The sequence below is a fragment of the Mucilaginibacter sp. SG564 genome (assembly GCF_013149275.1).
Classification (GTDB): Bacteria; Bacteroidota; Bacteroidia; order Sphingobacteriales; family Sphingobacteriaceae; genus Mucilaginibacter.
This window is the reverse complement of the sequence record NZ_JABGNA010000003.1, coordinates 506,601-528,100: the sequence shown is the minus strand read 5'-3', so window position 1 is coordinate 528,100 and position 21,500 is coordinate 506,601. Positions and strand designations below refer to the sequence as shown.

At 37.4% G+C, this 21,500-nt stretch carries 18 protein-coding genes; 17 read left to right on the top strand and 1 reads right to left on the bottom strand.

Going from position 1 to position 21,500, the window contains the following annotated elements:
* Positions 1-19: 19 nt before the first annotated feature.
* Positions 20-883, bottom strand: coding sequence for a hypothetical protein (locus FHW89_RS09710; RefSeq protein ID WP_172334828.1), 864 nt, complete (start codon positions 881-883; stop codon positions 20-22).
* 415 nt (positions 884-1,298) lie between these two features.
* On the opposite strand from FHW89_RS09710, the gene FHW89_RS09705 reads away from it, so the two are divergent.
* From FHW89_RS09705 to FHW89_RS09625, 17 genes are all read left to right on the top strand, one after another.
* A complete protein-coding gene (locus FHW89_RS09705; protein WP_172334827.1) occupies positions 1,299-2,960 on the top strand; it encodes a hypothetical protein in 1,662 nt (553 codons plus the stop codon).
* A 233-nt stretch (positions 2,961-3,193) separates the two neighbouring features.
* Positions 3,194-4,174: a D-glycero-beta-D-manno-heptose-7-phosphate kinase gene (gene rfaE1, locus FHW89_RS09700; RefSeq protein WP_172334826.1), complete on the top strand. Its 981-nt coding sequence runs from the start codon at positions 3,194-3,196 to the stop codon at positions 4,172-4,174.
* Positions 4,175-4,241: 67 nt separating this feature from the next.
* Positions 4,242-4,799 (top strand): D-sedoheptulose 7-phosphate isomerase, encoded by a 558-nt coding sequence (gene gmhA, locus FHW89_RS09695; protein ID WP_172334825.1) that lies wholly within the window; start codon positions 4,242-4,244, stop codon positions 4,797-4,799.
* Between the two features lie 49 nt (positions 4,800-4,848).
* Positions 4,849-5,361: a D-glycero-beta-D-manno-heptose 1-phosphate adenylyltransferase gene (gene rfaE2, locus FHW89_RS09690; protein ID WP_172334824.1), complete on the top strand. Its 513-nt coding sequence runs from the start codon at positions 4,849-4,851 to the stop codon at positions 5,359-5,361.
* Positions 5,362-5,546: 185 nt separating this feature from the next.
* Positions 5,547-8,030, top strand: a complete 2,484-nt coding sequence (locus FHW89_RS09685; protein ID WP_216650524.1) for an SLBB domain-containing protein — start codon at positions 5,547-5,549, stop codon at positions 8,028-8,030.
* Positions 8,031-8,070: 40 nt separating this feature from the next.
* Entirely contained in the window at positions 8,071-9,150 is a 1,080-nt protein-coding gene (locus tag FHW89_RS09680) for a Wzz/FepE/Etk N-terminal domain-containing protein (RefSeq protein WP_172334823.1), read from the top strand.
* A gap of 2 nt (positions 9,151-9,152) precedes the next feature.
* Entirely contained in the window at positions 9,153-10,508 is a 1,356-nt protein-coding gene (locus tag FHW89_RS09675) for a lipopolysaccharide biosynthesis protein (RefSeq protein ID WP_172334822.1), read from the top strand.
* A 56-nt stretch (positions 10,509-10,564) separates the two neighbouring features.
* A complete protein-coding gene (locus FHW89_RS09670) occupies positions 10,565-11,701 on the top strand; it encodes a glycosyltransferase family 9 protein (RefSeq protein ID WP_172334821.1) in 1,137 nt (378 codons plus the stop codon).
* Positions 11,702-11,756: 55 nt separating this feature from the next.
* A complete protein-coding gene (locus FHW89_RS09665) occupies positions 11,757-12,662 on the top strand; it encodes a glycosyltransferase family 2 protein (RefSeq protein WP_172334820.1) in 906 nt (301 codons plus the stop codon).
* A gap of 201 nt (positions 12,663-12,863) precedes the next feature.
* Positions 12,864-13,310: a DapH/DapD/GlmU-related protein gene (locus tag FHW89_RS09660; RefSeq protein ID WP_216650523.1), complete on the top strand. Its 447-nt coding sequence runs from the start codon at positions 12,864-12,866 to the stop codon at positions 13,308-13,310.
* Positions 13,311-13,341: 31 nt separating this feature from the next.
* Positions 13,342-14,631 (top strand): O-antigen ligase family protein, encoded by a 1,290-nt coding sequence (locus FHW89_RS09655; RefSeq protein ID WP_172334818.1) that lies wholly within the window; start codon positions 13,342-13,344, stop codon positions 14,629-14,631.
* Positions 14,594-15,682, top strand: a complete 1,089-nt coding sequence (locus tag FHW89_RS09650; protein WP_172334817.1) for a glycosyltransferase — start codon at positions 14,594-14,596, stop codon at positions 15,680-15,682. Before FHW89_RS09655 ends, FHW89_RS09650 begins: the two co-directional genes overlap by 38 nt.
* Positions 15,682-16,809 carry a glycosyltransferase gene (locus tag FHW89_RS09645; protein WP_172334816.1) on the top strand — a complete coding sequence of 376 codons (1,128 nt, stop codon included), beginning with the start codon at positions 15,682-15,684 and terminating at the stop codon, positions 16,807-16,809. The genes FHW89_RS09650 and FHW89_RS09645 overlap by 1 nt, the downstream gene beginning before the upstream one ends.
* Positions 16,810-16,926: 117 nt before the next feature.
* Positions 16,927-18,039 (top strand): glycosyltransferase family 9 protein, encoded by a 1,113-nt coding sequence (locus FHW89_RS09640; protein ID WP_172334815.1) that lies wholly within the window; start codon positions 16,927-16,929, stop codon positions 18,037-18,039.
* A gap of 319 nt (positions 18,040-18,358) precedes the next feature.
* Positions 18,359-19,708 carry a sugar transferase gene (locus tag FHW89_RS09635; protein ID WP_172334814.1) on the top strand — a complete coding sequence of 450 codons (1,350 nt, stop codon included), beginning with the start codon at positions 18,359-18,361 and terminating at the stop codon, positions 19,706-19,708.
* 162 nt (positions 19,709-19,870) lie between these two features.
* Positions 19,871-20,452 carry an RNA polymerase sigma-70 factor gene (locus tag FHW89_RS09630; RefSeq protein ID WP_172334813.1) on the top strand — a complete coding sequence of 194 codons (582 nt, stop codon included), beginning with the start codon at positions 19,871-19,873 and terminating at the stop codon, positions 20,450-20,452.
* 76 nt (positions 20,453-20,528) lie between these two features.
* Positions 20,529-21,500, top strand: coding sequence for a FecR family protein (locus FHW89_RS09625; RefSeq protein ID WP_172334812.1), 972 nt, complete (start codon positions 20,529-20,531; stop codon positions 21,498-21,500).

The following is a 21,500-nucleotide window of genomic DNA, read 5'->3' as shown; positions in this document are numbered from 1 at the left end:
TTGTTATGAAGAAATTAAATTAATTAGGTGCAACGGCTGAAGTAGTATTAACATAAGGCCACGTACCCGGAGTGGGTACAGATACACCTTTGTTATTACCACGTACGTTGTTATCGGCGCCAAAGTAGTATAATGGCCAACCCTTATAAACCAATTGGGTTTTTCCGAATACGGTTATTGTCTGAAATTGTGTTTTGTCCAAAACAGAGGGGACATTTATTGCCGCGTTTACAGCAGTATCAATAGGCCAAACTTTATTATTGCTAAAATTGGAGGCAGTAAATTTGTTGGTGTTAAATTTATCATGACTAAAAGAGTAAAGCGTTTGCCCGCGGTCATCAACAATGTATTGGGTTACACCATCACCAGCCTTAAGGTCGCTGTTGTATTTAACACCATCGTTGCCAATTAGCTGGCTGTTGCTTAACATTACGGTATAGTCGGGTTTGGCAACAAACCAGGTATTTCCTATTTTATCGCCATTAACATCACCTGCATTGGCATCATTCTGATAATAATAAAGTGGCCAGCCCTTGTAAGCTGTTTGTTTTGATCCATCAGCACGGGTTATAGTGCTAAAATCCTTGCTATCCAAACCCTTGTCTAAAGTAAGATTTGCCTGGTAAAAAGTAGGCCAAACCACAGAGCATCCACCGTTACAGCCTGAGCTACCGTTGGCGTCAATAGCGAAAAAATAAAGGGTTTTTCCTTTGGAATCGGTAATAACACTGCCAAACTTTGCATTAGTTGATAGTCTGATTGCATTCGCCGGGGCTGGTTGATCTGGCGTGTTGTTGCTGTTGTTGTTTTTAGAGCATGACCAGCTGGCAAACATAACCGCAATGCCGGCAATTGCGAGGGGTAGATTTTTGAATAATTTCATTGTACTGGTTAAAAGTGGTTAATAATAAATCTTTTATAACTCCAATACGTTGTGAAAAGAGGCTTTGGTTGCTTCCGATAAAAAATAATATCGATATGGAAATAAGTGTTAACTTATTGTAAACGGGTAAATCGAAATTTGGATCACTCTATTACAAACTCGAACTGAATAAACCTATCGGATAATTTAATGCCTTATTGTTAATTTATTAATTGCCACGCGTTAATATTTGGGCCCTTTAAATTTTTGTAACAGTTTAGTGTAATTTTGTTTCGATCATGCCGTTTTATCGGCAAATACTTTAAACTTTACAGATGCATTTTATTCAATAAGGCATTATGAAATAATTTTTTCCTGGGAGAAAATGAATGGCCTTGTTACGTTTAAATGATTTGCTGCGTCCTTATCAATAATTATGAAGAAAATTTTATTATCAGCCGTTGTCTTGATATTTTTGGGTTTAAAAACTTTTTCGCAAACCATACCAGTAGGGAGTTATGCAGAAGATATTGCCAGGAGAAACCAGTTATTAGGCAAAAGCGATAATACCTCATCTTTTACCGTAAGGCCCTTAAATGATGATTGGCATGATACCGACTCATCTTTCAAACAATTAGTAGCGAGCAAAACATACGGCAGTTTCCAGTTTATGGGGAAACCATCCGGTATTCAGATATTACCATTTAACTGGCTAAATGATTATAATTTTAGAAGGCCTTATGGCTATAACAACTCTTCATTGTACCCAACCGCAGGGTACCAGACAAGGGTTAGCGGAGGTTTCTTATTAAAAGCAGGTATACTCAGGGTGCAAATAAAACCTGAATTTGTGTATGCCGAAAACAAAAGGTTTGACACTTTTGCCGATGTTCAGGTTAATACTACGAATATGCAGCTTTTAAATGCATATTATAATATGCTAAATAGCATTGATGCACCTGAAAGATTTGGCAATAAATCATTACAGCATTTATATCCGGGGCAATCAAAAATAACTGTCAACTTTAAAAATATAGAGGCAGGTGTTTCAACAGAGAATATATGGTGGGGGCCAAGTGTGCAAAATTCCATTATGATGAGTAACTCGGCACCTGGCTTTTTTCATTGGACATTTAATTCAATTAAGCCAATTAAAACCATCATAGGTTCATTTGAATGGCAGGTAATAGGAGGAAATTTAAAACAGTCAGGTTATCTGCCAATTGATCTTACCAAATTGGTAAACGGCGGTGGCTTATATCTTCCCAAGCCTGAAGTTACCCGCTATATATCGGCCTACACGATTAACTGGCAACCTAAATGGTTAAAGGGTTTATATTTAGGGCTCACTGGGTACGATTATTTGGATAAAGACTCCCTTTATCATCAAAGAAATATCCTTAGAAAATTATTTCCAGTAATTACGGGGTCGTCGCTCAAAGCAAACGACGTATCTAATGGTAGGGGTGGAGATGGCCAGGATTTTGCTTTTGCCCTTAATGTACGTCAACTATTACCGCTTTACAACGCAGAGCTTTATTTTGAATGGGCAAGGAATGACAGAACCGGAAGTATTAACGATTTTTTACAGGAACCGAGTCATTCAGCTGCCATCACTTTGGGGGGGCGTAAGTTGTTCGAGCTGTCAAAAGATAGTTATATACAAATAAAAGCCGAGTTAACTCAATTACAAAGATCACCCACATTTTTATTAAGGGATGAACCTACGTGGTATACACATCTTACGAGCCCTCGGGATGGATATACCAATGATGGCAGATATATAGGCGCCGGTATCGGGCCAGGCAGTAACAGCTTTATGTTTGATATTAGTTATTTGAAAGGGATGAATTCCTATGGCTTAACGTTGGAGCGGCAAATTCATAATAATGATCTGTATTATATGGCTTTTAGTGGTTCGGGTAATTCTAATTCGCACTGGGTTGATATAAACAGTACCTTCTATACTAATATCAAATTAAAAAAATACCTGATCTCTGGCGAATTGACTCCAGTTTATTCTTTAAACTATCAGTATAATCACGGCAATGGCTTTAATATGCATGCAAGGCTCAACCTTACTTATTACTTTGACTAATTGATAAGATAAATTTATTGAAAAGGGAATGTTATGTTTTGAGTTTACATTACGTAGTGTAACTAACGTAGTTTAGAAATTTAGATGAAAGATCTTCGAAAATATTATTATCCCAAAGAAATAACCTTAAAAAATTATCTTTGCAAAATTTTTCCCGGCTTTTAATAAAACCACATTATTAAAACAAACTATTAATAAATGGTTATTAATAGTGATCAGCTACTTTTAAATAAATGATAAGCAAGATACATTCCATTAAATCAGCCACCCATAAACCAAATATACTTGTTATAGGCGATCTGATGATCGATCATTATATTACTGGTAGCGCATCCCGGCTATCACCGGAGGCTCCTGTGCCCATAGTTAATGTGAAAAATGAATCGGTTACACTGGGAGGTGCGGGTAACGTAGTCCAAAACCTGGTAGCCTTAGGCGCGCAAGTAGCGGTTGCCGGAGTAATAGGTAATGATAGCGCGGGTGTTCAATTAATAGAGATACTTAGTGATGAGGGTGTGCAAACCCATACCATAATTAAAGATGAATCACGCGTTACTACTGTAAAAACCCGGGTACTTGCAGGGAGTCATCAGTTGGTTCGGATAGATCGTGAAGTTACCAGTGCTGTATCAGAGACCATTGCTAACAAGCTGCTTAATGAGTTGGCTGATTATTTAGAGAAAGCAGACATTGTAGTATTATCAGATTATAATAAGGGTTTGTTTTCTCCATTTCTTACCCAAAAATTAATTCAGGAAGCTACCCGTTATGGTAAAAAGGTAGTGATTGACCCTAAAGGATTAAATTACGAGAAATATAAAGGAGCTTATATCATTAAACCAAATCGTAAGGAATTGGCAGAGGCTGCTCAACTTGAAAAGGTAGATACATTGGAAAGCTTGCAGCATGCGGCAAAAATTATTTTGAAACAGACTGGTGCCGAATATCTTGTAGTAACACTCTCTGAAGAAGGTATGTTGATTTTAAGCGAATCAGGATATAAGTTATTGCCGGTAAAAGCCACTGAAGTATTTGATGTAACAGGAGCAGGTGATACTGTTTTAGCTACAATGGCTTACTTTATAGCAGCAGGTTTAACTATAGAAGAAGCAGGCGAATTAGCTAATCATGCTGCTGCTATAGTGATACGCCAGGTAGGCAGTGCTACCACAACTATTGATGAAATTATTCTTGACATGAAGAAGGAAAATTAAGTCTGGCCTAAAAAATAAAAGTTAGCAGCTATATCAAACACAAAAGTTTCCAAACAATATAATTACAATGATTTTAGAAGCACTACAAGATCACCAGAATACCACACAACGGGTTATAGATAACCTTGCCGGTGATATTGAAAAGGCCTGTCAAATGATATCTGATACAATAAAAAACGGTAACAAGGTTTTATTGGCAGGTAACGGTGGCAGTGCAGCCGATGCCCAGCATATTGCCGCCGAGTTAAGCGGTAGATTTGTTAAAGAACGGAGAGCTTTGCCTGGCATTGCTTTAACGGTTGATACATCGGCACTTACGGCTATAGCCAATGATTATGGTTATGATCATGTATTTTCTCGCCAGGTTGAAGCTTTCGCGCATACCGGTGATCTGTTTATAGGTATTTCAACCAGTGGTAATAGCCAGGGTATCCTCAATGCCTTTGAAACCGCTGCAAAATTTAAGTGTAAAACCCTGGGGTTATCGGGACGTGATGGAGGTAAAATGAACGGATTATGTGATCTGAACATCATTGTACCATCAAACATAACCGCCCGCATACAGGAAATGCATATATTAATAGGGCATATACTTTGCCAATCGGTTGATGATTTGTTTCAGTAACATATCAGCTTAGTCAACCAATCACACAGGTGCCATAAGATATAAATACATGAGAATCGACCTCGAAAAAATATTGATAAGCAAAATAACTAATATCTCTTTGCTTAAAACTCAGGTTAAAGACTGGCAAAATAAAGGGCAAAAGGTTGTTTTTACCAATGGCGTATTTGATCTTCTGCATATCGGTCATATTACTTACCTGGCCAAAGCCGCCGAACTTGGTGAAAAGCTTATTATTGGTTTAAATGCCGATAGTTCGGTAAAGCGCATTAAGGGGGAAAGCAGGCCGGTAAATGATCAAAATAGTCGTGCGGCTATTTTGGCTGCCCTGTTTTTTGTTGATGCTATTGTAATTTTTGAAGAAGATACCCCACTTAATCTTATTAGTACCTTATTGCCCGATATCCTGGTAAAAGGGGCAGACTATGCCGTGGAAAATATTGTTGGAAGCAAAGAAGTGTTAGCCAATGGCGGTGATGTAAAAACCATTGATTTTGTGCAAGGTTACTCATCAACTTCTATTATCGAAAAGATCAGGCAGCAAATTCCTGGCAAGGTTTAAAAAATAAATCTGTTATTTGTGTTTTTTAACTTTATGGAGAATGTAATTTAATATTTGGTTAAAAAAAACTATAAAATCATTAAGTAATATAAAATTTTACAACCGTCTTCGCCAACAAATTGGTTTACCTTTGCAAAAATCTAAATCCGTTTATTGCAGGGCTTAGACCCCGATATTTTTCAAATATGATTAAAACTAAGTTCCTTATATTTCTGCTTTTTATTGTGTTTTGTTGCGGGGCAATCAACCATGCCACTGCGCAAAGCAATATAAACCCCCAAAATCTTTCCAATATTAATGTAGATGCTTTATCTGATCAGCAGATAAGGCAGTTAATGCAGCAGGCCCAAAGTTCAGGACTAAGTGATGATGATTTGATACAACAGGCCCGCGGCCGGGGTATGCCAGATGCGCAGATCCAGAAATTACAGGCCCGTGTTGATCTGATCAGGAAAAGTGGTGGCGCGGGGTTGTCGGCCAGCGACAGCAGCGGTTCATCAGGAAAACGGAGTTTAAATTACAAAGTCGACTCGCTCGAAAATGATAAATCTGTTCAGAATACTAATAACCGTGGCCCCAAAATATTTGGCCTAGATATATTTCAAAACCGGAATATGAAGTTTGAGCCCAATTTAAAACTGGCAACTCCTTTAAACTACGTACTAGGTACAGAAGATCAGCTTATTATTAATGTTTATGGCAACTCACAGGTAAATTGGAAACTCGATGTATCGCCAGATGGTAATATTAATATTCCCGGTGTGGGTATCATCAACGTTGGAGGTAAAACTATTGAGCAGGCAACAGCCACTATAAAAAGCAGGCTGCAAGCCAGTAATTATGCTTTAGGGCGGGGTACAAACGTACAGATCACGTTGGGTAATATCCGTAGCATTAAGGTTATTATGGTAGGGCAGTTAACCAAGCCAGGCACATATACCTTGTCATCATTATCATCTGTTTTTAACGCGCTTTATGCCGCAGGTGGCCCAAACCGTATAGGTACATTAAGGCAGATCGAGATCATCCGGAACAACCGTATCATCAGGCATTTGGATGTTTATGACTTTCTGGTAAAGGGAAGTCAAAAAGATAATATAACCCTGCAGGATCAGGATATTGTGCGGGTACCTACTTACAGAACGCGTGTTGAAATGGACGGGCAAGTTAAAATACCTGCATTATTTGAGGTTTTACCGGGCGAAAATCTGCAAAATGTAATTGATTTTGCCGGCGGTTTTACAGACAGCGCCTATACCGCACGGATTAAGGTAACGCAAGTGAGTGATCAGCAGCGCCGCTTAACCGATGTTTTTGAAGCCGATTATAAAAATTACATACCATTAAGAGGCGATAGATATACTGTAGAATCCGTTTTAAGCCGGTTTGAAAACCGGGTGGTTATTAATGGAGCGGTTTTCAGGCCAGGAGAATATGAGTTGCAAAATGGGCTAACATTAGCGCAGCTTATTGAGAAAGCTTCTGGACTAAAAGAAGACGCTTTTATGGAGCGTGGAAATATTGTAAGGTTAAAGCCAGATAATACAACAGAGCTTATTCCATTTAATGTAAAAGATATCATCAGTAAAAAATCTTCTATTGCTTTACAGCGGGAAGATATCATCACCATATCATCAATTTTTGATTTGCGTGATATATACCAGGTTACCATTAATGGCGCGGTACGTAAACCGGGTGTATTTGCTTATTCGGAACATCAAACGGTAGCCGATCTGATACAAAAAGCAGGTGGCTTTGCCGAAGGAGCGAGTACTAACAGGATTGAAGTAGCCAGAAGAATAAACAATGGCGATCCATCTTCCCGAAACAGCGCGGTAGCACAGGTTTATGTTGTTAATATAGATGGGCCTATCAGCGCCACAGATACAGGATTTGTATTGAAACCTTATGATATTGTATCGGTATATAACCTGCCCGGATTTGAGAAGCAGAAAATAGTGCACATAGAGGGGGAAGTTTTATACCCAGGTACATATACAATTAAAACCAAAAACGAAAAAATATCTGACCTGGTTGCCAGGGCAGGTGGTTTAACAGCTTCGGCAGATGTAGATGGCGGATCATTAAAAAGAAACTATATAGCCATTTTGGGTATCGATAAAAGCAAATCAGATACGGTAGCTATAGCCCGGGAACGTAATGAGCAGTTGAACAGGCTAAAAAGAACTTATAGTGATACAACCGGTGTTAACAACGATATGCAACAGAGAAATAACTTTGTTGGCATAGATCTTAAAAGCGTCTTGAAATCACCCGGCTCAAAAGGCGATCTGTTGCTGGAGGATGGCGACGTGCTGCGCGTACCTAAGCAACAACAGGTTGTACGGGTTAATGGCGAGGTATTATACCCAAGCGCTGTTGTTTACAACAATTCAAAATCCTTTAATGATTATATTTATAATGCGGGTGGTTATTCGCCGCGGTCATTAAGAAGAGGGGCATATGTTGTTTACGCTAACGGAACGGTAAAGGGGACACGCAAATTCCTGTTTTTTAACAATCATCCCGATGTAAAACCCGGATCCGAAATATATGTACCTAAAAAACCTGAATCAAAAGGTGGCGGGATACAAAACTTTATAGGATTGGCAACCGGGCTGGCCTCATTAGGTGCAATTATTTTTGGAATAGTTAGTTTGAATAAATAATCCCTCTTTATTGAATTTTAACCACTTTATTGGATACTAAATGGACAAACCAAAAACAACTGAGCCTGATGAATTATCTATAAAAGATGTTCTGTTGCGATATAAATTGGTTGTTAAATATCTAAAAACCAAAATATTAACTATAGTTGCCTTTGGCGTTTTGGGCGGGGTTTTAGGGCTTATTTATTCTTTTGTAAAAAAGCCTGTTTATACGGCCACGTGTACATTTGTTTTAGATGAGGGTAAATCCGGGGGAGGATTAAGTCAGGTTGCCGGGCTGGCTTCATTGGCAGGGATAGACCTGGGAGGAGCTGCAGGCGCGGGTGGTGTTTTTCAGGGCGATAACATTATGGAGCTTTATAAATCCAGAATCATGATCGAGAAAGCCCTTCTAAGCGAAATAACAGTTAACAATAGAAAGCAATTATTAATTGACAGATACATCAGTGCCCTGGAGCTTAGAAAAAAGTGGAAACAAAAGGGTATAGATACCATTAATTTTCTGGGATCATCAGATAGCTTTAACCGTACACAGGATAGTATCATAACCGATATAGCTAAAGCCATTAATAAAAAAGTATTAGATATAAGTAAGCCTGATAAAAAACTCACTATTATAAAGGTTGATATTTCGTTTGTAGATGAACTTTTTGCCAAGGAGTTTAACGATAAATTGGTTACAACGGTTAATGACTTTTATATTAAAACTAAAATAAAAAAGACATCAACTAATGTAAATGTTCTTCAACGGCAGGCTGATAGTGTAAAAGCTGTTTTAAATAGTAGTTTAGGTAGCGTAGCCTCATCCATTGATGCTATTCCTAATGCTAACCCTTTGCATTCAATCCTTAAAGTGCCATCTCAGAGAAAACAGATAGACGTGCAGGCAAGTACAGCTATTTATGCCGAAATTGTTAAGAACCTGGAATTAGCTAAAATCTCGCTTCGTCAGGAGGCCCCCTTAATACAGGTAATTGATACCCCTGTATTTCCATTGACCAAAGAAAAATTAGGCAAGATAGGCGGAATATTACTGGGAGGGCTACTTTTTGCATTTGTTTGTATTTTTTGGTTGTTATTAGCCAGAAGTTTTAGGGAATTGGGGGGTAAGGATAGTTAAAGATGATAGAGAAAATTAAAACTTTGATTCTTAATAAGGATGAACGATCGAGAGCTATACAGATAAATACAACCTTAAATGTAGTTTTTAAAGGAGCAGGGTTATTTTGCAGTTTTCTTTTGGTGCCCATAGCCCTGTTGTATATTGATAAAACTGAATATGGGGTATGGCTTACCCTCACATCAATAACCGGATGGCTATCCTATATGGACGTAGGCTTAGGTAATGGTCTTCGAAACAAATTAACCGAAGCTGTAGCACAGGGCAATAATACTTTAGCACGCGAATATGTAAGCACCACTTATGTGCTTTTTGGTACGGTGATGCTTGGTCTTTTTATAGTTTTTGCATTGTGCAATGTGTTTTTGGATTGGAATAGCATATTAAAAACGAATATCAATTCCAAAACACTGCTGCTCACTACTTACCTTATCGTTCTTTCTTTTTGCATAAGGCTTGTTTTAGATCTGGGCGGAACGGTGGCTATTGCTATGCAAAAAACTTATTTAAGAACCCTTCTTGATTTTTCAATAAGCTTATCAACCCTTACCTGCATTTTTTTACTTTCAAAAACCGCAAAGCCATCTTTTGCTTTGTTTAGTATTACCGTAGCCTTAGCTCCGGTAATTGTATTGATCTTTTTTAACTATATCATTTATTCAAAGTCGAAATATAGTTTTCTAAAACCGTCATTTAAATTTTTCAGGAAAAGCTATATTAAAACATTGTTTAATGTGGGTATCCAGTTTTTTTGTATCCAATTTGTAGGCATCATTATCTTTTCTACAGATAACATACTTATAACTCAATTCTATTCACCCGAATATGTTACCTCTTTCAATGTAGCATATAAATATTTTACCATTCCTACCATTGCATTTTTAATAATCATGATGCCGTATTGGTCGGCATTTACCCATGCTTACACGGTAAAGGATCTTGATTGGATAAATAAAGCTTTTAAAAAATTGTTGAAGATATGGGTAATTCAGGTTTTGGGTGTAATACTTTTAATTGTTGCCGCCGGAACAGTTTACAGGATATGGGTTGGTAGTAAAATAGCTATACCATTATCGCTTTCAATTTCTCTTGGTGTGTATGCGATGGTATCTAACTGGAATAATGTTTTTGCCTACTTTATTAACGGGGTAGGTAAAATCAGGTTACAATTATATAGTTCGATATTTGTAGGGACTATTAATATACCCTTATGCTATGTTTTGGTGAAATACACACAACTGGGGGTGTCGTCAATTGTAATAGCAAATATACTTTGCCTGCTGGTGAGTTCGGTATGGTCCCCAATTCAATGTTACAGGATTATAAATAATAGTGCAACTGGTATTTGGAACAAATAGCTGGCACAGGTTATCAGGGATTTTATTAAATATTTGATCTGTTAGATTTGTAAGAGATGTTAAAGCAATTTATTTTTCTGGTATATGTTGTTAAAACTAAGATCAGGCATCTTTTTAGTCCGGAAAAGGTGTCTGATAGACTTCTTATTCTAAAAATGGATGCCATTGGTGATTATATCATTTTTAGAAATTTTTTGAGGGAAATAGCCTATAGCGAGAAATATAAACAATGCAAAATCACCGTGATATGTGATAAAGCTTTGAAAGAATTAGCATTGGAATTAGATGGTGATGTTATAGACAACGTTATTTCATTTGATCTGCAGCCTTTTTTAAAAAACAAGATAGATATCTTAAAACAGGCTGCTGTATGTAAGTATCGCGCAGTTATTAATTTTCATTATTCGCGTACACCCGAAACGGAAATCATTACCTGGCTTACCGCCGCAGATGAAAAAGTGACCATAGACGGCGATACATTAAGAATGAGTTTTTGGAAGAAACCGATTTTTAATCTGATTTACAATAAGCTGTTTATAATGCCTTCTGATATTAAAAGTGAATTTGGCTTTAACAAGGCACTTACAGAGTTTATAACCGGGGTTAAATCTCACATAGAAGGTCCTTCTCTTGAATTAGATGCTGATAGATATGACTCAAAGATAGAGGGTCCATATCTTATTGTAGCCCCTGGAGCCGGATCGGTAAACAGGCAATTGAGATTATCTTCTTATGCTAAAATAGTGGATTTTTTAATTGATAAAGGTTATAACGTTTGTTTTATCGGGTCGCCGAAGGATTCATTGATTGTTGGGGAAATTATCAATTCTTTACCCCACGGACATCTAAACAAAATCACCGATCTATCCGGAAAAACAGCACTCGGTGAAATGCCTTATATAATTAATAAAAGCTTAGGTGTTATTTGTAATGATAGCGGGCCGTATCATCTAAGTATGGCATTAAATAAGGCTACTATATGTTTAGCCGGGGGAGGACATTTTGAGCGATTTGTTAGTTATGGAAATAGTAAAAAAGTTAAACTATGTTATGAACTGATGCCCTGTTTTAATTGTAATTGGCAGTGTATTTACAAATTTAACGCAACTGATCCTTATCCCTGTCTGGATGCGATTGACATTAATAAAGTATTTGAAAATATCTCTTTATTAGAAAAAGAGTACATGATTTAATTTCTGTATAAACTCGTATTTACAACAGAGAGTAACCCACACATCAACTAACGGCATGAATAATATATCCATTTTAATACCGGTTTTTAACAGACTGGAAGTTACTATAAGGGGAGTGGATGCCATCAATAAGGCATTGCAATATTATGCTGAAAACGGTACCGGAACTAATATTTTTAAGATCATTATAATTGATGATAATTCAACTGATGGAACTGCGCAATGGATAGAAGAGCATTACCCGGATATTGATCTGTTAAAAGGTAACGGTAATCTTTGGTGGACGGGATCCATGAACATGGGGGCCCATTATGCTATTGATGTATTAAAAAGCGATCATATTTTATTATGGAATGATGATACCCTATGTTCTGTAGATTATTTTTATGAATTGGAAAAGCTGATGTTAAGCAACGCATATGATTCCGATTCTATTTTTGTTTCAAAAATTTTATGGCAACATAACGAGGGCTTATTATTTAACTTTGGTTGTTATTTTTATGAAAAAACAGGAAAGCAACTTTTGATTGGGTTTAACAAGGAGGATATCTACAATGACATACTCCAGATTGATTGGTCTGGTGGTATGGGAACTTTAATACCTGCTCACATTGTTACCCATATCATGTATTTTGACGAAAAAAGATTTCCCCAGTATTATGGCGATATCGACTTTTTTTTAAGAGCTAAAAAGGCGGGATATAAAGCTTTTGCGGTACCTTCTTTGAAAATTTATAATGACTTTGAAACAACAGGGATAAATAAGGTACGATCATTTAAGGATTTTAAAGCCATATTATTTTCTAACCGTTCAAATGCCAACCTGAAGCAAACATTTGATTTTAACAGGACACATTCAAATAATATAATTAGTTGGCTTAGATTTGGAGCTAAGTATTTTTTGCTTGGGGTAAAATCATTTTTTTCAATATTAACATCAAAGAAAGCCGCGAGCAGTTAAATATCAGTAGCTAATTGGATTGATAAACGTTTTTTAGCTTACTCTAAACAATAAAATTTTATACAGTCATCCCAAAACGATCATGGAGTAACAAACCTATAAATGAAAAAAGCCTTTAATTATATATCACTTTATTTGTTCAACGCATTTTTTTGCAAGATACCTATCAATTTTATCAGGATGTTTTTCATGCGGTTATACATGAAAATAGGAAAGGGATCTTTTGTGAGCTGCAATGTCAAAATATTGAATCTGGAGGACCCTAAAAACAATATAACTATAGGCGATAACTGCTTTATTAACCCGGAATGTTTACTTGACGGCAGAAAAGGCAAAATCATCATTAAAGATAACGTAGATATAGCAAGAGGCACCTGGATATATACTTTGGAGCACGACCCACACGATGATTATCATGCAACCAGGCAGGGCGATGTAATTATTGAAGATTATGTTTGGATTGCATCGCGGGCAATGATTTTGCCAGGGGTTACCCTTGGTAAGGGTTGTGTAATTGCCAGTGGGGCAGTTGTAACCAAAGATGTGCCCGCTATGAGTATTGCAGGCGGTGTGCCAGCAAAGGTTATTGGCACAAGAAGGTCGGCACTCAAATACACCATTGATTTTACGCCATACCTATATATTTAACATTAGAATGCCTTTATATATTGATACCTAATTGACAACTACAACATCATACTTATCAGAAGAAAAACCGGTACGAAAAACCGACTGGCAAAACATTATAGTTTATAGTGTAATCCTGTCGGCATTTATTCCTAAGCTGGTTATTACTGAGGGTGTTAATATCTTTCTGCCAGAGCTGTTTATGTTTGTAGGGCTGGTTTTTGGTTTTAAGCAATTTATACTTTACTCAGAACAACGGCTTTTGTTGGGTATATTTCTGTGCATGGTGCTTTTTTCCATAATATCACAAGCATCGGTTGTTGATTTTGGAGCTATTTTAAGAAGCGTTAAGGAAATAATTTATATCCCTATCATTTATTGGGCATCAAAGATCAGGAATACTCAAAAAGTATTAAAAAATTTAGTGCTTTTTGGATGCGTGGCGTTGCTTATAAATATTCTGATGTACATGATGAATTTTTCTGTGGCTAATACCATATTTTCTGATGCAGAAACACTCAGCAGCGGAATGTCTAACAGGGGAATAGATATATTTTCATTAAAGCTTGTTCAGTTAAATGGTCTCGCACACGGAATATGGGGTTCTTATTGTGTGTTAATTTTTACTTTAGCTATATCATTAAAGCAAAGCGGTGTTATTAAACGTAAGCACCTTTATATAGTTGGGGCTTTGTTTTTTATCAATATTGTTATTACCGTTAGCCGGGAAGCTATTTTGATCCTGGTGGTGGTTTACACCTTATCTTTTCTTCGGTCTAAAAAATCAATTCTTAAAAGAGGTTGGATCTTAATTGTTTTTGCGATAATCATTACCGGCATCGTTATATTTGGATCTGACCTGCCTGCTGTACAAAAGATTTCCTACACTATTGATTCCTTTTCAAATAACGGATCCGAAAGCAATATCAGTCTTCGTATCAATACCTGGGCAGCGTATTTCAATTTCCTGTCGCACAATGTTCAATATGTACTCTTCGGTTTAGGTTTTTCACCTGTCAACTTTTATAATCATATAAGTCCTTATAGCCATGCCGATATTGTTAACGTTCCGGAAAGCGCGGTAATTTACTGCCAGGCATACGGCGGTATCATAGCAACTATTTGCTTATTGAGTTTAATAGCCGCAGCCGCATTTAAGATAAATAAAAACAGTCCATATAAGTTAATCAAATACTTCTTTATTGGGGTAATTATAACAAATTGTGTTAGCGGGGTTTCTATGTTCTCTGATTTGTTGTATGCGCATCTGTGCGTAGTTTATGGATTATTAATAGTAAATAATAATGAAGATAAAAGTAATACAGTTAACAGCCAGGGCTGACATGGGGGGCGGGCCAAAGCACGTACAGCATTTATTGAAAGCCATACATAATCAAGTGGAGTGCTTTGCAGGATGCCCGGAAGATAAGCCCTTTTTTGACAGCTATAAAGGTTTACTCGGAGACGAAAAAATGACCACTATTCCTCATCGTAAGCTCACCTTAAAAGCGCTGTTTTCGTTATTGAAATATGTAAAAAAAAATGACATACATCTTGTACATAGCCATGGCAAGGGTGCATCTGTTTATGGCAAATTACTAAAGATCCTGAAGCCCAGCCTGAAACTAATATATACTCCCAATGGCATACACGTTGATGAATATTCCAGATTGGCAATGATGCTTTACCAAACTTACGAATACCTTACATGCGGATTATTTAATCACATTATATACGTTTCAGAATCGGAAAGAGAAAAAGCAAAACAAAGCAAGCTATTTCTGCGCAATAAGTTTTCTATTATTCCAAATGGGGTGCCTACTTTTTATCCACCTGCTAATGAAGACCTGGCTGCCCTCAGGAACAGTTTGTTTAAGCAGCCCGAAAGGAAAATTATCCTTACGTTTTCAAGGTTTGATTATCAAAAAAATATGCAGGAAACTTTTGATATTGCAGCCTCGCTCCCCGAATATAATTTCTTATGGTTAGGTGATGGAGAAGATTATTTACCGCTTAAAGAAAAAGCTGCTCAACAGGGTATTGATAATATAAACATGCTGGGTGTACAGCACAATATAGATGCTTACTTATCAATAAGTGATATGTACCTTACTACATCAAGATGGGAGGGGCTACCGTTGGCGCTGCTGGAAGCTATGGCCGCCGGAATGCCTATTTTAGCAACCAATGTTACCGGTAACAAGGATTTGATTAATCGCGACACCGGAGATTTGTATGAACTGGGCGACATAAGTAGCGCGGTTGAAAAAATAAAGCAGATGCTTGAAAATCCCAGCTTTAATGAAACTGTTATTAAAGATTACTTTGAAAAAAATTACTCCGTTAACAATATGGCTTCCGGGGTTGTGAAAATATATAAAGAGCTGGTTTAATGAATATATATATAGTTTGTGCCTGGTATGAAGTTGCTATGAGGCACTACTCATTTACTATATTAAACAATATCAGGAAACATCTGCCCGAAAATCAACAGGTTTATGTTACGTTGGTTTTAAGAAACGATTTGGAGAATTATCCGGAGTTAAAAGAACTGGAAGGGCTTAACATTGATTATGTAATCATAAAAAATAGTCTCCTGAATATATTATCAAAGGTGTTTCCCGTTTTTTTTGACAGGTATGTTTTAAGAAAAGCAAAGGAGTTCAACGCGTCTTTAATATATATACTATTTGAGGGCTTGTTCTTTAAAAATATTGACGCTATGGCTCGGCAATCTAAAATAATGTATACTGTGCATGACCTGATTCCGCACGAAAAAAGTATAGTTAGTATGAAAGACAGGTGGCTGGAACGCACCGAAAGCACACGGGCCGCTTATTTGCGCGAAAAAGCTGATTACAGGATCACAAACTCCTACGCTCAGTTTTTGGAGCTAAAAAACAAATACAGCAAGCCCTCATTTTATACAAGTATGCCAACATTAGTAAATACTCATATTGCTAATGGCAACTTGAAGCCAGCCGAAATTAAAACGGGTAAATATATCTTGTTTTTCGGAAGGCTGGATAAGTACAAGGGTTTAGAACGGTTGATTGAATGTCACTTAAAATCAGCTGTGGATGCCACTTTGCTAATAGCCGGCGCCGGTAATATATGGTTTCAGGTACCTGATAGCCAACGGGTAATGATAATAAACAGGCATATTGACGATGCAGAACTTAAATATCTGTTTGAAAATGCGCTGATCTGTGTATTACCATACATATCTACCACGCAAACCGCGTTGGTTTCCATTCCGTTCCATTTTAAATGCCCGGTAATGTTATCTGATATCAAAGAGTTTGTGTTACTGGCAAATGATTCAGGATCAATAGTATGTGATTTTAATAACTATCAACAGTATAACGGTTATATAAAAGAAATTACCACAAATGAGGATTTTAGGCACAACGTTGTTGCTTCTCAAACCAGATTTTATGAAAAGAATTATGATCCTGAAATTTTCATGTCACATTTAACAAAAATTTTTGATGAGATACAAGGGAATATCGTGAATTGAATTTTCGGGCCACTCTAAATACAAATAGGAGACAAGGGTGTTTCTTAACCTGTTATATTATAGGTTATTATTAAAACGGTTGATTGCATTGCGTACATAGGAGATTTATACATACAGATGGAAAAAGGTAACGGACTGTTTCATAAGTTGGACAGATTTTTGGGTATCCCAATTGTTTTAACCTTGGGGATATTAAGAAAGAAAAACAAAAGTGTACCAGTCAAAATAGGTAGGATCGCTGTACTTAATATAGGTTCAATTGGGGATAATGTGTTAATGTCTGCTGTTATCCAGGATCTCAGATCGGATTACGCCGATGCCGAAATCATTGCTTTTACAGGGTCAACAAATTATCAGTTGGTGAAGCTGATACCGGGCTTAAATAAGGTGATAAAATTACCGGTAACCAATGGGCTAGCCACTGTAAAGATGATACGCGAAGAAGGCGGATTTGATTTGCTATTTGATTTTGGTCCCTGGCCAAGGCTCAATTCTATCTATGCAAAATTTGTTAAGGCCAAATACAAATATGGTTTTCAATCAGATAAGCAGTATCGGCATTACGTTTATGATAAAGCCATTATCCATTCATCTCAAACGCATGAGATAGAAAATTTCAGAAGTTTGGTGAGTGATGTATATAAGGGCATCAACCACGCTCCCCAAATCAATGTAATATCAACAGAAAAATCAGATACATTGGTTAAGGGATTGAAAAAGTATTGCATCATCCATCCATGGCCGGGTGGGTTTAAAAGTTATATGAAGGAGTGGCCTGATAGCAATTGGGTAAAATTAATTGAAAAGATATATGACAAGTTTGATCACATCGTTATAACGGGAAGCCCTGCCGACAAAGAAAAATCAGACAGGATAATTCAGTTATTAGAATCAGCAAATAGTAACAACAAAATTATAAATCTTAGTGGCGGGGTTAATTTACAAGAGTTAGCGCACCTAATTGTTAAAAGTGAGCTGGTGGTTTCGGTTAACACAGGCATTGCGCATATGGCAGCAGCACTAAGTAAGAAACAGGTATGCCTTCATGGGCCTACCAATGTGCTACGTTGGGGTCCTTACGATGATAATACTATTTCGGTAGTGCCCGATGAAGGACACTTTGGGTATTTAAACTATGGTTATGAGTATAGCAGAGCAAAAGAAAACTGCATGGAAAACATCTCTGTAGATAAAGTTTATAAAGCAATAGAGCAAATATCATTTATCTAATTTGGGGGGCTTGATAGAATTGGAGTAATTAGTAGTCATCTTGAAGATCTGTCTATATTAATAAATTATTATTTAATTATAAATAAAAAAGTGTATTATGAGGTTTTTGTTTGATCTGTATGAAAGTTATTGTCCTGTAATAGCTATATACATGATAATTAAAGGCTTTTTTACGCTTTAAGTACAGTGTAAAAAAAATATTCCGCCCTGTAGCGTTCTTTAATTTATTATCGTAATGGTATTAAAAGGCAAACTTTATCGTTATGTAATTATGTAAATAATATAACATATAAAGTCCTATATTTGCAAAACTTTACCTATGGCAATACGATACTCTAAATTTCTCGCCCCTGTTACTTTTATAAGTGATTTAATAGTATTAAATATTGCGTTACAGTGTGCTCATACACTGGTGTTTACATACTACTCGTCACAGATAGAATCCGTAAATTTTACACTACTTGTTAACCTGGTTTGGGTATCTGTTTCAACCATTACCAAAAATTATATTATTTCCAGGCCGCTGGTACTAAAGGATAACCTCAACCGGTTTTTATCGTCCTTGCTTTATCATCTGCTGATTGTTCTTAGTGTTATTTATTTCTTCAAACTGTATGAGGTAAGTCGCTGGGAGATGTTCTTTACCTATACGCTGTTCTTCTTTTTTATCATTATACAGCGTTCGGTTATATTTTTTATCCTGGATTATATCCGCAAAAAGGGTTATAACAGAAGGCACGTGCTGGTTATAGGAGATGAAGATATTGCAAACCGCCTCATCAGGTCGTTCTCCAAACACCCGGAGTACGGTTATTACTTTACCGATTTTATTTCGGAAGAGATGATAAAGGATTTTCCTGAACAGGTTTTGATGGAAAAACTGATCAATAAGAGTCCTGACGAGATATTTGTGTGCTATAAATACCTGCACCCACTACTACTGCAAAAGCTGGTTGATTTTGGCGAACAGAACTCAGTTAAAATAAAACTGGTATCAGACCTGATCCTGAATAATAATTATGCCAGCATAGTTAATTATGAAAATCTTCCGGTTATCCAGCTGTCTGCCGGTTCTGAGTTGAGCTTTAAAGTAATATTCTTTAAGCGAAGCTTTGATATCCTGTTTTCGGTAAGTGTGATGATAGTTGGGTTTCCGATATTTCTTTTATTGATGTTAATTACTAAACTAACATCAAAAGGTCCTGCCTTTTATAAACAAGAACGGATTGGCCGAAATCATAAGCCATTTACCATATACAAGTTCAGGAGCATGTATGTAAATGCCGAAAAGGCCGGCCCGCAGTTATCAAGCGAATGGGATCCACGCATTACTGCATGGGGAAGATTATTACGAAAATCAAGGCTGGATGAGTTACCTCAATTTTGGAACGTACTGAAAGGTGAAATGTCTGTAGTAGGGCCGAGGCCAGAAAGACAGCATTTTATTGAACAGCTTATTGAAAAATCGCCAAGCTATAAAAAGCTGTTACGTATTAAACCCGGTCTTACCTCCATAGGACAGGTATCTTATGGCTATGCCGAAAATCTGGATCAAATGCACAGCCGCATCCGTTATGACCTTATCTATCTCAACAATATCAACTTCAACAGTGATATGGGGATAATCTTAAAAACCATCAGGGTAATGGTACAGTTAAAAGGAAAATAACCAGGATGATTAATCCGCACTTGTTGTATTGCTTATTATTTTAAGGAAAATATCGAAATACTTAACAGGGTACCGCTCATATCTGGTATAATTAGATGATTTCTTGTAAACTTGCATAATTGCTGTGTAACGAATACGGCAATTGATCGTCATAGTTTATATATGGAGCGCCACCAACCAGCAACAGATCGCCAGTTATTGGAATTGATCCGCAAGGATGACCGGTTGGCCTTTACCGAATTGTATAACCGCTATTGGGACAAACTGTTCATTGTAGCTATGCACCGGTTAAATGACGAACATGAGGCCGAAGAAGTAGTACAGGAAATTTTTTTAAGCCTTTGGCAGCGGCGTGCAACTATTGAACTTTCTCATAGCCTGAATACCTATTTATCGGTTGCTGTTAAGTACCGCATCATTAATCACCTGGATAAGCAGTTTCTTAAAAAGCAACATGTGGATCATCTGGCCACTCATGCGCCGCGTGAGCTGGATAGTACGAATAACTGGCTGGCCGAAAAAGAACTCCGTACACAGTTGGAACAAACCATTAGCCGTTTGCCCGAAAAGTGCCGGATAGTTTTTTTGCTGAGCCGTGAGCAAAATAAAACAAACGCCGAAATTGCCGCCGAACTTAACATCGCCGAAAAAACGGTAGAGGCGCACATGACCAAGGCATTAAACACGCTTAGGCAAACATTAAATATCACCATTCCGCTGCTGCTTTACCTGCTCGAAAAATAATTCATCTTTTTTTCATTTACCACTAAGGGTAAAACGCGCTATGGCTGACTATATGTATAAACATACCAAGTAAACCATGGATAGTAATAGCTTTAACCCTGAAGAGCTGGCCCATAAATGGCTGACAGGCACACTCAGCCCCGACGAAAAGTTGAGGTTTGAGCAATGGTATGCCGATTTTAACGATGAAGAACTATTGCTTTCAGATAGTCGGTATACATCAACTGAACAGATCAGATCAAATATATTAAACTGTATTAACACCAGTATAGATGAACAGCTTGCACCTAAAGTAAAAATATATAAGCTATGGCGGAATTTGGCAGCCGCGGCAGCCGTTGTTTTTGTTATAGGCACCGCGGCGCTTTACAGAACACCCATACTCAACCTGGTTGATCCGGTAAAACAGCTGCAATTGACCACCAATCCGGGAGAGTACAAGCAAATACAACTGCCCGATGGTACCCGTATTTGGCTTAGCCCGGCAACTACATTTAATTATCCCGAAAAGTTTAGGGGTAAATTGCGTAATGTGAGTATTAAAGGCGAAGCTTATTTTGAAGTTAAACATGATACCGATCATCCCTTTGTTATCCAATCGGGTGTTATAAAAACGGTAGTATTAGGCACCAGTTTTGATATCCAGGCGTATGATCATGCTAAATCTATTGATGTAACACTGGTTAACGGCAAGGTGGGGGTATCAACAAATACAAGCGCTGCCGCAACCATGTTAACCGCCAACCAAAGGATGGTATATCAAAAAGCAACGGCAAGCCTGGTAAAGGAGAACTACCCGAACGCGGCCAGATTTTTGGACAGGCGCAAAGGGATCTTTGATTTTAACGGTGCATCCCTCGCCGAAGTTATTCATGATCTCGAAACTCAATATGGTATTAGCATCAACCTGGCTCCCGGTTTAACATCAAAAGCTTTTTACGGTCGCTTGCAAACTACCGATCCCATTAACCGCACGCTTGATAAGTTGAGCACGGTTATGGAATTACGCTGGGAAAAACAAAATGGAGCTTACCAGCTTCAGCCCTAA

Coding starts and splice junctions, on each gene's coding strand:
- FHW89_RS09710 (WP_172334828.1), bottom strand. CDS start 883: ATGAAATTATTCAAAAATCTACCCCTCGCAATTGCCGGCATTGCGGTT.
- FHW89_RS09705 (WP_172334827.1), top strand. CDS start 1,299: ATGAAGAAAATTTTATTATCAGCCGTTGTCTTGATATTTTTGGGTTTA.
- rfaE1 (WP_172334826.1), top strand. CDS start 3,194: ATGATAAGCAAGATACATTCCATTAAATCAGCCACCCATAAACCAAAT.
- gmhA (WP_172334825.1), top strand. CDS start 4,242: ATGATTTTAGAAGCACTACAAGATCACCAGAATACCACACAACGGGTT.
- rfaE2 (WP_172334824.1), top strand. CDS start 4,849: ATGAGAATCGACCTCGAAAAAATATTGATAAGCAAAATAACTAATATC.
- FHW89_RS09685 (WP_216650524.1), top strand. CDS start 5,547: ATGATTAAAACTAAGTTCCTTATATTTCTGCTTTTTATTGTGTTTTGT.
- FHW89_RS09680 (WP_172334823.1), top strand. CDS start 8,071: ATGGACAAACCAAAAACAACTGAGCCTGATGAATTATCTATAAAAGAT.
- FHW89_RS09675 (WP_172334822.1), top strand. CDS start 9,153: ATGATAGAGAAAATTAAAACTTTGATTCTTAATAAGGATGAACGATCG.
- FHW89_RS09670 (WP_172334821.1), top strand. CDS start 10,565: ATGTTAAAGCAATTTATTTTTCTGGTATATGTTGTTAAAACTAAGATC.
- FHW89_RS09665 (WP_172334820.1), top strand. CDS start 11,757: ATGAATAATATATCCATTTTAATACCGGTTTTTAACAGACTGGAAGTT.
- FHW89_RS09660 (WP_216650523.1), top strand. CDS start 12,864: ATGAAAATAGGAAAGGGATCTTTTGTGAGCTGCAATGTCAAAATATTG.
- FHW89_RS09650 (WP_172334817.1), top strand. CDS start 14,594: ATGAAGATAAAAGTAATACAGTTAACAGCCAGGGCTGACATGGGGGGC.
- FHW89_RS09645 (WP_172334816.1), top strand. CDS start 15,682: ATGAATATATATATAGTTTGTGCCTGGTATGAAGTTGCTATGAGGCAC.
- FHW89_RS09640 (WP_172334815.1), top strand. CDS start 16,927: ATGGAAAAAGGTAACGGACTGTTTCATAAGTTGGACAGATTTTTGGGT.
- FHW89_RS09635 (WP_172334814.1), top strand. CDS start 18,359: ATGGCAATACGATACTCTAAATTTCTCGCCCCTGTTACTTTTATAAGT.
- FHW89_RS09630 (WP_172334813.1), top strand. CDS start 19,871: ATGGAGCGCCACCAACCAGCAACAGATCGCCAGTTATTGGAATTGATC.
- FHW89_RS09625 (WP_172334812.1), top strand. CDS start 20,529: ATGGATAGTAATAGCTTTAACCCTGAAGAGCTGGCCCATAAATGGCTG.